We start from the raw sequence: 12019 nt of genomic DNA, 5'->3' as shown, positions 1-12019 counted from the left end.
AGGTTAAACTGAAGGGACTGACCCCGGAGGAGTTCCGGAGACAGTCCCTTGCGGCGTAGTTCTTATTTAAGCCGTCCAGGTTTTGGGGTGCAGTTCAAAAAGACTACCCTGGGCAAAGATTGGGAGGAGATGTCCATGAAGCCGCTGCTACTGCATGCGTGCTGTGCGCCGTGCTCGCTGGAGCCGGTTCGTCTGCTGCGTGAGGAGGGGTTTGAACCCACGATTTGCTGGACCAACCCCAATATTCAGCCGCGCGATGAATGGCAGCGGCGTTTGGACGAGCTTCGCCGGTGGTGTGCCGATGGCGACATCGAGCTCATCGAGGCGGGGGAGGACCGCGAGCGCTGGGAGGCCGGCGTGGCCCCGCTGGGCGCCGATCGACCCCGTCGCTGTCGCGCGTGCTATGCCCTGCGTCTTGCCGAGGCATGCCGTGTGGCCCAGGAGCGCGGGTTTGAGTTTGTGGGCACGACGCTCGCCGTCTCGCCGTATCAGTTGTTCGACACCTGCAATGATGTGTTGGAGCGCTTGGCGGCGGCACATGGTCTCACCCCGGTGATTCGCGATTTTCGCCCGTATTATCCCGAGGCGACGCGTCGTTCGCGCGAGCTGGGCATGTATCGGCAGAACTATTGCGGCTGCCGATTCTCGGCCGTCGAGGCGGCCATGGACCGCGCCCGCATCCGCGACGAGCGCAAAGCGTCCAAAAAGTAGTCCTTTTGGGCTGGCAGCCTGCTAGGATGTAGAGCGGATTTTAGCTATATAAGGAGTATCCGACGTGTCTATGCGTACCGATGATTTTGACTACAACCTTCCTGAGGAACTGATTGCCCAGGCTCCTGCCGAGCCGCGCGACTCCTGCCGCCTGCTGGTGGTGGATCGCAAGGGCTCCCAGGCGGGAACGCCACTGGAGCATGGCGGCACCGTCGAGCACCGCATCTTCCGCGACATCATCGACTATATCGAGCCTGGCGACGTGCTCATCATCAACCAGACGCGTGTGATGCCGGCCCGTCTTATCGGTCGCAAGACAGGCTCGGGCGGCGTGGTCGAAACGCTGCTGCTCAAGCGCCGCGAGGACGTGGATCCGCTGGGTCATGTTTGGGAGTGTCTGGTCAAGCCGGGCAAGCGCCTAAAGCCTGGTGTGCAGATTGAGTATCGCGTCGGTGGTGCCCATGCGCCCGAGGGTGCTCCCGTGGTGCTGACGGCCGAGGTCGTCGACTTTGTCACCGATAGCCGCGGCGGCCGCCTGGTGCGTTTTGAGCCGGCCGGTTGCAATGCCGCCGGCGAGCCGCGCACGCTCGATGAGGCCATCCATGCTGCCGGCCACGTGCCGCTGCCGCCCTACATTACCGATTATGAGGGCGATCCCGAGAAGTACCAGACCGTTTACGCCATGAAGGAGGAGCACTCAGCTGCCGCTCCCACGGCGGGCCTGCACTTTACTCCCGAGCTCATGGCCGCTATCGAGGCCAAGGGTGCGAAGTTTGCCGCTGTCGAGCTCGAGGTGGGCATCGATACCTTCCGTCTGGTGGAGGAGGACGACCCCACGCAGCACGTGATGCACACCGAGCGCTATCACGTGTCGCAGGAGGTTGTCGACGCCGTGCATAAGGCTAAGGCCGAGGGGCATCGCGTGATTGCTGTCGGTACCACCGCAGTCCGCTCGCTCGAGAGTGCGTTTGACGCGGACGCGCCGGTGTCCGATCCGGCTGTGACGGCGCGCTATTTTGAGGGCCGTAAGGACGGGGCCGACACGCTCGGCCGTGGTGACATCGTGGCGCGCGAGAACGCGACAACGCAGCTCTACCTCATGCCCGGCTCGACCTATCACGTGGTCGACGCGCTGATCACTAACTTCCATGTTCCGCGCTCCACACTCATGATGCTCGTGAGCGCACTTGCCACCCGCGATCAGATCATGGATGCCTATGCCGCCGCTATCGAGCAGCGCTACCGCTTCTTCAGCTTTGGCGACGCCATGCTCATTTGTTAGTTACGCGGTTCTACGAACCGCGTAACTGCTCGACGCTGCGCGGGCCGCATTTGGACAATCTGACGTTCAACTTCAAGGGCGCGACCAGAAGGTCAGCGCCCTTTCGTTTCACGTCACCTTGCCTCAAATGCGACCCGCTCGCTGTCCGCGCCAAAACATTGGCGTTGCCGTGGTTCAACCTGCCAAAAAGGGACAGGTTTATTTTGGCAGGTTTTATCTGGGCAAACGTTGTTGGTGCGATGGGGACTGTTTTATATGCACCAAGTTGGTGCAAAGTAGCCTGGCCCCTTTGCACCAATCAAAACGTTGCGGTGAGTGTTTTTTGGCAGCTGGTTTACTTGCTCGCGAACAGCCAGATTAGGACAATCACGAGGATTACGGCGACAATGCAGACGATTGCGCCGGTGAATTTGACGCGTGAGTCACGGGTGCGCTCGCGCACGTCGTTCTCGGCGGCTTCGAGCTGAGCCACTTCGCGCTCGGTTTCGGCGCGCTCGGCCTTATCGCGAGCCAGGGAGCCCGCGAGCGATTCGGTGATCTCGGGATGGTTGTGCACCTCGGTCGCCTGCTCGATGATCGACTGCGCATGCGCGACGTCCGCCTGGGCATTGGCGATAGCCTGCTCTTGCTCTTGACGCGCTTTGTCCTCGGTGACGATCTTCTCGCGTAATTCGCGCTGGCGCGTTGCAGCGGCCGCCTTTGCGGTCTGCAGCTCGTCGCGCGCGGCATCGGCCTCGGCCGTCACGGCCTGATGGGCGCGCTTGGCGTCGGCGATGGGGGCTTGCGCCTGCTCGACGGCGTGCTCGGCGGCTGCGAGCGAGTGCTCAAGATCGGCGGTGATGCGCGGGACATCTTCCTCGGCTTTGCGCAGGGCATCAGCCGTGTCGGAGATCTGCATCGAAAGCTCGCTGGTGCGCACCGTATAGTTGGCGGGATTTGCCGAGGGATTGCGCTGCAGCTCGGCATACTCACGGCGCAACGTTTCGAGTTGAGCACGCGTGGCGTCGACGGTTTGCTGCGCTGCGGCAACGCCGGCGTCGCGCTCGGCCTGTACCTTGTCGCGGATGCGCTTGGAATCTTCGAGACGTCGTACGAGGCGGTTACCGGTCTCGCGCGAGCTGGCTTCGAGCGCTTCGACGGCATCGAGTGCGGCTTTGAGACGCCGCTCGGTGGCGTCGTCCTCTTCTTTTATTTGTTCGAGCTGCGCTTTGAGCTCTGTTGTCTTGGCGGCATGGGTATCGCGGCCGATTTCTGCCGCCGCGGCGGCCTTTTGTGCCGTGTCGATAGCGTGGCGCTGGTCGGCGACAATCTGGTCGTAACGCCCTGCGATATCCTGGCGCGTCTCGAGCTCCTCGGTCTGATCGGAAATGCGCTGATCAAGTTCGGCCAGGTGGGCACGAGCGTCCGCGAGCGCCTTCTTTGCGGCGTTCATCTCGCGCATGGCAGAGGCGCCCTGGGCGATAAAAGTGCCTACGGCGTTTGCTGTATTTGAGACGGCGGTTCCCAGATCGCGGCTGGCTGCAGGGGCGTGTGGAGCGGTCGGGTGACCGGCGTCGGCCGTACCCGCATCGGGCGCCTGCGACGTGGCGATATTGCCGGTGCCACCCTCGATCACGGAAAATCCGGCAGTGTGCGGGTCAACTGCATCTGCGCCAATTGTAGGGTGCTCGAGCTGTAAGAACGAAGGTACGGTGCTGCCTTGGTCGGCAACGGGGGTCTCGCCAGGCACGAAGGTCGATGCGGCCTCGGCGGCCTTCTCTTCTTCGGCGTCCACATCGGCGTCGGCCACGGCGTCTTTCATTGCTTTGACGGCATCCATCATGGAGTCCATGACGGCATCGAGCTCTTCTTCCGAAGATACCTCGATGGGGCCTGCCGCCTGTGGCGCGGGGTCCGCGTCGGGCTCGGCGTCGTTCGACTCCGGTTGCTCGCCTTCGTCATGCTCGACAGTATCGCCTGTGTCTGTTGCCTTATCCGCACCGGCGTGCGCATCTTCGGCGGATGCATCGACGGAAGCGGCGACGCAGGTAGGAGTGCTGCAGTCGTCGACGGCGTCTGCGGAATCATCAATATGCTGCTGAGTCTGGGGGTCCAGCTCGTCTGTCATAGGCATGTGCTCCTCATCGTTGATTGTCACCCTATGATAAAGTCTCGCGCCGGCATCCCGCGCGCCGCAGCAAAGTTTCAAAACGTGTTCGATGGCTCGCTTGGATAGCAAAAATTCGGCCGCTCTATTCAGTTTGCGCTTGACATTCCCTTCTCCGAAAGACGTTATGCCGTTCACCTGCCGCGGTCTTTATAATGGTTTGCGTATGAACCGCAACCAAGGAGTTCCAGTTTATGGACCAGAGCCTATTTAAATTCGACCTGATCGCCGAGGATCCGACGACGCATGCGCGTGCCGGCGTGCTGCACACTCCGCACGGCGACATCGAGACGCCGATCTTTATGCCCGTGGGCACCAAGGCAAACGTCAAGGGCATTCCTACCGAGACTGTCAAGCAGCTCGGCGCCCAGATCGTGCTCGCCAATACCTATCACCTGTCCATGCGTCCCGGCGAGGACACCATCGCCGAGTTGGGTGGTCTGCACAAGTTTATGAACTGGCATGGCCCCATCCTCACTGATTCCGGCGGTTTCCAGGTGTTCAGCCACAACGACGCCGTCAAGCTCACCGACGAGGGCGTGCGCTTTATCGTCAACGACTACGACGGCCGCCACGTGTTCTGGACGCCCGAGGACAACATGGAAATCGCCATGAAGCTCGGCTCCGACATCTGCATGCAGCTCGACCAGTGCCCGGGCTATCCCGCCACGCGCGCCTACGTTGAGCGCGCCGTTGAGCTGTCGAGTATGTGGGCCGAGCGCTGCTATAAAGCTCATACCCGCGACGACCAGGCGCTCTTTGGCATCGTTCAGGGTGGCATGCATCTGGACCTGCGCCTGCGTTCGCTGCGCCATCTGGAGGAGTGCGGTGACTTCCCCGGTTACGGCATTGGCGGCTACTCGGTGGGCGAGGACCACGAGACCATGTTTGAGACGCTGGCACCGCTCGCGAGCGAGTACATGCCCAAACATAAGCCGCGCTACCTGATGGGCGTCGGCAACCCGACGACGCTCGTGCGTGGTGTAGGCGTGGGCATCGACATGTTCGACTGCGTGCTGCCGACGCGCACCGGCCGCATGGGGACGGCGTTCTCGAGCGAGGGTCGCCTTAACTTCCGCAATGCCCGCTTTGCGCACGACGACGGCCCCATCGATCCCACCTGCACCTGCCCGGTGTGCACGGGCGGCTACAGCCGTGCGCTCATTCGCCACATGGTCACGCAGAAGGAGATGCTCGGCGGCATTTTGCTTTCGATGCACAACATCTACTACCTGCTCAACCTTATGAAGCGTGCCCGCCAGGCCATTATCGAGGGCCACTACGGTGCGTTCGTGAGCGACTGGATGAACAGCCCCGCGGCAGTGGATTACTAAGAGCTGCGGGTGCGCTTACGGGGGCGCTCGCGCGGTGTCGAGGCTGCGTGCCAATCGACCGTGCGTAACCGGCGCCGGGCATCGCATGCGTCGGCATCGGTTGCACGACCTCTGACCGATGCCTTGCAAGCGTTTGATGCATCTACCATTTTATTATGTATTTCAGATACTAAGATTTATTTTTAGTCGTTGATAGGTCGAGCACTTATTGTGATGTTTAACTAAGCGTTATCCAGTGAATTGATGTTTGTTCAGGTGACAAAAAATGTTTGCCGTTGAAAAATGCCTCTACCCGAAGGCCGACGGGGGAACGATGGACGGCTGGATCATCAACCATCCGGACGCCTACCCCTTCTGGGCCAACAAGTTCCTCCACAAGATGAGCATGGGCTCGCCCCAGACGGCGAGGCAGTACGCCTACAAGCTGTGCAAGTACCTCAACTACCTGCAGGACTGCTGGCACATCGGCTACGCCGACGCGACCGCCAAGCACCTCGCCGGCTTCTTGCGCTTCCTGCAGTTCGGAAACGTCATCCCGTTCGTCGGCGCAGTGGAGGGAAAGAGGTCCGGCTTCACCGTCAGGGGCTACTACACGGTCGTGGCCAGCTTCTACACCTTCCTGCGCTCCCAGGGCAAAGACATCAAGATGGAGGTCGCAGAGGAGCGAAGCGGGGAGAACCCGCACTCCTTCCTCTACGGCCAGTGAATCGTGACCACGTCGCCGCGCTATGTCGCCGAGACGTCCTTCGCCAGCGGAAAGCCTCCTGTGGACTACGAGAAGTGGTACACGGACGAGCAGGTCGACGCAATCCTCAGCAACTTCCGCACCTACCGCGACAAGGCGGTCTTCTCCCTCTCGCTCGACGGCCTTCGCATCGACGAGATCCTCTCCGCCCAGATCGACCTCTACCGCGCAGACGAGGGCACCTTGAAGCTTTTCCGCAGCAAGGGAAGGCGCGAGGGCGAGGGGCGCGTCTGCGTCTTGTCGGAGCGCTCGCGGCGACTGCTGGAGGAGTACCTCTACAACGAGCGCAGCGCCGTCGAGGGGAAGCTGATCGATTCAGGGTCGCTCATACCGACCGAGATCTTCCTCAACCTGCGCGAGCGCGAGGGCAGCTTCGGCAAGCCGATGGCCTACCACAACGCGCTCGAGATCATCAAGCGCGCCGCCAAGCGCGCCGGCCTCGACCCCGCCAAGGTGCGCACCCACTCCGGCAGGAGCACGAAGATGGAGGAGCTCCTCAGGCAGCAGGCCCTCGACCCCGCCTCCCTTACCGACAACCAGATACTCGACATCATGGGCTGGAAGAGCATGGAGTCTGCCGAGCCCTACAAGAACAGGCAGGACAGGGTGACCGCCGTCGAGAACTGGAAGAGGCTCGAAGCAGCCAAGGAACAGAGGCGCGCCGATGATCAGGCAACCTGAGGAGGCGCTCGAGCACATCAGGGACAACTCCGGGGGTGCGAAGCGCAGCAACAACTACACCCATGTCGCAGACACGGCGACGGTGAGCGACTTTGCTGCCTTGGCCGCCTGCGTGGAGTCGCGCACGCCGCTGCCCTCCTGCGAGGGCTTGGAGGAGTCGCTGAAGGGGACATATAGCTATGGGACCCTGTGTCGTCTTGCCCTGACCTCCATGTTCTCGGAGGAGGAGCTGAGCGACTACTTCCTCGACGTGCTCGTCTCCATGCACGAGGACGAGGAAGCCTGGGAAAAGCCCGGCATAAAGAAGCTCTGCAAGGTGATAACCGGGTTGACCTACCAGGTCAGGGACTGCGTTAACCCCCTGATACGTATCTTTGGCGAGACGTACATGGAGCGCTTCTACACCTATCACCGCTTCCCGGTGCAGATCGGGGACCGCGCCGTCGAGGCCGTCAGACGACGTGAACCCCTCGTCGAAATCCGCAGGGAGTTTATCGAGAAGTACTGCAGCCTTTCCCGCAATAACTTCTTGCAGTGGTTTGACAACTGCGTTGTCGAAGAGGTCGGCGAGGAGGAGTTCGCGGCGTATGTGCGCGACATGGCAGAGAAGTATGCCTCGGGGCTGTCCGATCGCAACTACCGACACTTCACCTACCCGCGCCTGACCGCGTACATCTTCGGGTTCTCCTGGCGCCCTGTCGGGAGGTGCCGAAAGCGCAAAGCGAGGGGGCACGGCAAGCGGTGGGACTATCGCAGGCTGCATGAAGTAATCGCTAGGGAGATGTTGCCCTACACGTACGCTGCGTACGCTACGACCTCTAACCGGACCGCCGTATATGAATTCCTAGATCTCAGCGCGGAGGAACGCGCCTATTACGACGAGAAAGCTGTGCGGGTTGACAAGAGCTCCGTCCCTGCTGGACTGCTTGTCGCAGGTGACTCCCAGTTGCCGGCACCGGAACTGCCAGGCGGCGTCAGCTTCGAGGAGCTCCTGGGCGCATACGATGCGTTCTTCGCCGGCAGGTACCTGGCCCCCGACTCTCCGAGGGGGCCGATCTTGCCCCTCCACAGATTCCGTCGCGACTTCAAGGAGCATTTGGAAGACGAGGACGTGAGGAAGTTCGCGGCGTTCAAGAAGGTGCGGCAGACCCCCACCCTCGCAAACGCTTTTGACGAGCACCTGGAGAACAAGATCGCCGGCCTGCGCAGGTTCATGTTCGACGGCAACGCCGACGAGGTGGCCAGCGACAAGTCGGAGGTGTGGTTCTACTTCCCCAAGGGGGAGACGTTCTCAGGCAGGCGGCTCGACTTCTCCGTGCTGGACGGGACGGGTTTGTTCCAGCAGGATGCGAGGGAGTATCTGAGGTTCCTCTACCAGGATGCATGCCAGCGCGCGAGCTCTGACCATCGCGCGTTGGCGCGCATCCCGGCTGCGATGGCCGATCTGCTAACCGTGCTCTCCTTCCTCGTCGGCGAATACGGCATCACCTGCCCAGAGGACGTGGGCGAGCTGCATGTCCTCGCCGCGCTCTCGCATATGAGCAAGGATGGCTATGCACCCGGCACGCTCAAGCATCATCTGACCAGCTGCAGGAGGTTCTTCCGGCACCTCGTCGCTCGCGGGCGCCTTGACACGGACCCGACCGCGAACCTGACGGTCAGGAGCGGCTCTGACTACTCGAGGGCGACCCCGGATATCCCCGAGGACATCCTGGTGTTCCTCGAGGAGCACGTCGACGAGCTTGGGTCGAGCGCCTGCAAGCTGATGCTCAAGCTCGCGATGGAGACCGGGTGGCGCCTCTCCGATATCAAGAGCATCCGCGTCGAGGACATCACGGCCGAGGACCCCGCCAGCGGCATGCCGCAGGTGAGGGCGAGGTCCCCCAAGACCGCGGCATCCAGGATCAAGCGGCGCCTCGGCGACAAGATCTTCGCCGTCATCTCGCCAGAGCTGCACGGCGAGATCGAGGCCTACATCGAGGAGACCTCCGCCCTCAGGGAGATGTACGGGGTCGAGACGCTCTTCTTCTGCATCACCAACGGGGTTAAGACCGAGTTCCCCGCGACGACCTTCAACGGAGCGATCAACAGGCTGCTCGAGCGGTACGGCATGCAGTCGATCGACGAGAGTTACGACACGTTTTGCTCCAGGCAGACGCGCAAGACGGTCGCCGTCGAGCTCATCACGTCGGGTGCCACGCTTACAGACGTGCAAAAGCAGCTCGGCCACGTCGACCACAGAACCACCGAGCGCGTCTACGCCGAGGTGAGGATGAGGAGGCTCGCAGAGCTGAACAGCGAGTTCTTCCAGCAGAAGTTCAACCTCCTGATCGAGAGCGGCAGGCTCGACCTGTACACGGAGGAGGAGCGCCGCTGGCTCTACGTCGACTTCTGCACCAACCGCCGCAACGTGGAGCTGGGCGTGTGCTCCAAACACCCCTCGGAGGGCAGGTGCGCCGACCTCGGCAACATCAGCTGCGCGTCCTGCCCCAAACTGTGCACGGGAAGGGCCTTCCAGGGGCGCTGGGAAGAGCTCTGCGAGGACTCGTCGAGGCTGCTGGCGCAGTTCGAGGCCAAGTACGCGGAGCTGGACATCCCGATGGACGAGTACGAGGGCTACACCGAGTACGCGCAGGAGAGGGCCTTGAACGAGCGCTACAGGGCCGTGCTCGACGCCATTGAGGAGGGAACGCAACATGCCTGACAGCCTGCTCTTCCCCACATCCGGGTCCGCGGCCCTCGAGCCGGTCGTCCTCTCCAACGCCGTGTCCGTCACCGACGAGCAGGCGGCCAGGATGCTCTCAGACTACTGCTCTGCCTCGAGCTTCAGCGACGACGTCTGGCAAGCCGACAAGGTGAAGCCCGACAAGAACGTCAAACCGAGCTCGCGCAACATATATTTCACGGGTATCTCGAACGAACACCTCAAGAAGGAGGCCAAGAGATGGGCGCTGACGAGGCTCGTGAAGGGGCGGGACCCCGCTGCCATCAGCTCAGACATCTGCATGTCCATCAAGCACTGCGCAGACTTCATCCCCGACGATTGCAAGAGCTTCGCAGAAGCCCCGCCGGAGGCGCTCGCCTCCTTCTATGCCTACCTCTTCTCGGGAGAGCGGAAGACCACCCTGAGAAAGCGCCTGCATTACTGGCACGCTCTCGAGGCATTCGCGAGGGAGTCGGGGTTCACCGACATCAGCTCCGCCATGCAGAGGTTCGTGCTGGAGAGGGCCCCCGCCTACGTCAAGAAGGAGGACAAGTACATCCCCGACGAGGTGGCCGGCCAGCTCGACGTCATCTTCATGAAAGACGGCATCCCGCTGGTCTACAGGTGCATCTACTGGATGCTGCGCCTGATCCCCAACCGCGCCACCGAGGTCCTCAGCATGACGGTCAGGTGCCTGAAGCGGCTCGACGCGGACACCTACACCCTGACGATCCCGTCCTTCAAGCAGTCGGGACCCTACGTCCCGAGCGACATCAAGCTGATCGAGGTCAGGTACGAGGGCATGGGGAAGCTCCTCGTCGACCTGGTGGCAGCCCAGAGGGACGAGGTGCTGGCGCACCTCGGCGAGAATGCAAGGTGGCTTTTCACCTCGCGGGCCTACAGGCTCATAAGGGACCCGAAGACGGGGGAGAGATGCTATAGGACTCACGGGTCGGCATTCAAGCCGAAGAACCTTGGAAGCTGCAACCGCTTCTTCTCGCGGCTCTGCAAGTGCAGGGGAATCGTCGACGAGCACGGCGAGCCCTACTCCCCGACGACGCACCAGTTCCGCCACAACGCCGTCAGCGACCGCATGAACTCGGGCCTCTTCCGCGCCATCGACCTGCTGCCGCTCACCGCCCACCACAACACCAAGATGATCGAGCAGAGCTATACCCACACTTCCGTCAAGGACCTGCGCAAGGACGACCCCGTCGTGTTCAGGGGCAGGATCATCAACACAGACGACCCTGCCCGCTTCGACAGGATCCTGTCGAAGCCCTTCGCCAAGAGGGTCCACAGGATCGGCCTGTGCTCGGACGCAAGGGGCTGCAGCGCCGACAGGTCGAGGTGCCTCCGCTGCAGCTACCTCGTCCCCGACGCCGGCGACCTCGACTACTATCAAAGCGAGCTCGACGACTGGCGCAGCAAGCAGGAGAAGGCTCTAAGTTGTGGCAACGATGTCTTCGCGGAGCTCTGCGGTGTTTGGATAGACGCATACAAGACGCTGATCCAGCGCGTGCTGAACGCGATTAGCGGCGAGGACCTGGAGGTCTCTGATGAAGCAGCCCAGTGAGAACATGCAGAGGATGTACGCGGCGAAGAGGGAGAAGACGCTGGCCCTCATCCAGGGAGCCATCGACGAAATCGAAGAGGACCACCGCATCGTCACCAAGAAGGAGCTCATGGCGCTAACGGGGCTGAGCTCGGGGACGTTCAGCCAGCAGCACGTCAAGGAGCTCCTGGCGAAGAACCAGGTCTGCCAGTTCAGGCCGCTCGCAAAGGTAAGCCAGAAAGGGAACCTCGAGCTGAACAAGGACGCCGAGATAACCAGGCTGTCAAGGGAGCTCCAGAGGGCGCAGTCGCGCCTGCAGGACCTCGATATCGCCCTCGACAAGAGCAGGAAGCAATCGAGGAAGCTGAAGGAGGAGAACGCGGAGCTCCAGCGACAGCTCCTGCTGCTCCGAGGCAAGTACCAGCAGCTGCTGGAGTACCTGGAGGTGCTGGGGAGCGACCTCTCGGGCATTCCCCTCGCATGACGCGGCCCCGGCCTCCTAGTCGTCGAGGAGGCCGTCGACAAAACGCTCCGGAGCTTGGCTCACGCGGTCGACGTTGTGGGCATAGACCATCGTGGTCGTCAGGTTCGTGTGCCTTGCGAGCGCCTGGGCCTGCTGCAGGCTGGCGCCCCCCAGCAACGCGAACGTCACCGCGCTGTGCCGGAAGCTGTGGGTCGTGAGCCTCTCGCTCATATGACCCAATCCGCTGTCAAGAGCCACAATGGTCCCGCCGACCGCTTGCAATCGGTTGTTAGCGTCAATCTATTTTTCACCAGTTTCGCTAAACAGGCGCGCCGTTCGCGCAAAGGCGGTTTCACCGGTTGCGCTAACGTATTTTCACCGATTCCGGTCACGGCTTG

The 12019-nt window shown here is 62.0% G+C and carries 10 protein-coding genes; 8 read left to right on the top strand and 2 right to left on the bottom strand.

Features of this window, described 5'->3' with window-relative positions; all coding sequences use genetic code 11:
• Positions 1-135: 135 nt before the first annotated feature.
• Both ACTNBY_RS09110 and queA read left to right on the top strand, forming a co-directional pair.
• Positions 136-711, top strand: coding sequence for an epoxyqueuosine reductase QueH (locus ACTNBY_RS09110; RefSeq protein ID WP_441064239.1), 576 nt, complete (start codon positions 136-138; stop codon positions 709-711).
• Positions 712-781: 70 nt separating this feature from the next.
• Positions 782-1993, top strand: coding sequence for a tRNA preQ1(34) S-adenosylmethionine ribosyltransferase-isomerase QueA (queA, locus tag ACTNBY_RS09105; protein WP_441064240.1), 1212 nt, complete (start codon positions 782-784; stop codon positions 1991-1993).
• Between the two features lie 334 nt (positions 1994-2327).
• Here the strand turns inward: queA and ACTNBY_RS09100 are convergent, their stop codons facing one another.
• Positions 2328-4100, bottom strand: a complete 1773-nt coding sequence (locus ACTNBY_RS09100) for a hypothetical protein (RefSeq protein WP_441064238.1) — start codon at positions 4098-4100, stop codon at positions 2328-2330.
• 233 nt (positions 4101-4333) lie between these two features.
• On the opposite strand from ACTNBY_RS09100, the gene tgt reads away from it, so the two are divergent.
• The 6 genes from tgt (at position 4334) to ACTNBY_RS09070 (ending at position 11642) form a co-directional block, all read left to right on the top strand.
• Complete coding sequence (tgt, locus tag ACTNBY_RS09095) at positions 4334-5473, top strand: tRNA guanosine(34) transglycosylase Tgt (protein WP_441064236.1); 1140 nt, start codon at positions 4334-4336, stop codon at positions 5471-5473.
• Positions 5474-5738: 265 nt separating this feature from the next.
• Positions 5739-6179 carry a hypothetical protein gene (locus ACTNBY_RS09090; RefSeq protein WP_441064235.1) on the top strand — a complete coding sequence of 147 codons (441 nt, stop codon included), beginning with the start codon at positions 5739-5741 and terminating at the stop codon, positions 6177-6179.
• A 60-nt stretch (positions 6180-6239) separates the two neighbouring features.
• A complete protein-coding gene (locus ACTNBY_RS09085; protein ID WP_441064233.1) occupies positions 6240-6899 on the top strand; it encodes a tyrosine-type recombinase/integrase in 660 nt (219 codons plus the stop codon).
• Positions 6883-9603, top strand: a complete 2721-nt coding sequence (locus ACTNBY_RS09080; RefSeq protein ID WP_441048888.1) for a tyrosine-type recombinase/integrase — start codon at positions 6883-6885, stop codon at positions 9601-9603. The genes ACTNBY_RS09085 and ACTNBY_RS09080 overlap by 17 nt, the downstream gene beginning before the upstream one ends.
• Positions 9596-11179 carry a hypothetical protein gene (locus ACTNBY_RS09075; protein WP_441064231.1) on the top strand — a complete coding sequence of 528 codons (1584 nt, stop codon included), beginning with the start codon at positions 9596-9598 and terminating at the stop codon, positions 11177-11179. The genes ACTNBY_RS09080 and ACTNBY_RS09075 overlap by 8 nt, the downstream gene beginning before the upstream one ends.
• Complete coding sequence (locus ACTNBY_RS09070; protein WP_441032094.1) at positions 11163-11642, top strand: hypothetical protein; 480 nt, start codon at positions 11163-11165, stop codon at positions 11640-11642. Before ACTNBY_RS09075 ends, ACTNBY_RS09070 begins: the two co-directional genes overlap by 17 nt.
• A 15-nt stretch (positions 11643-11657) precedes the next feature.
• Here the strand turns inward: ACTNBY_RS09070 and ACTNBY_RS09065 are convergent, their stop codons facing one another.
• Entirely contained in the window at positions 11658-11852 is a 195-nt protein-coding gene (locus tag ACTNBY_RS09065) for a tyrosine-type recombinase/integrase (protein ID WP_441032096.1), read from the bottom strand.
• Positions 11853-12019: the final 167 nt, after the last annotated feature.

Source organism: Collinsella sp. HCP28S3_E12, assembly GCF_052065595.1.
Taxonomy (GTDB): domain Bacteria; phylum Actinomycetota; class Coriobacteriia; order Coriobacteriales; family Coriobacteriaceae; genus Collinsella.
The sequence above is the reverse complement of the archived record's forward strand: the minus strand, read 5'-3'. Positions and strand labels throughout refer to the sequence as shown.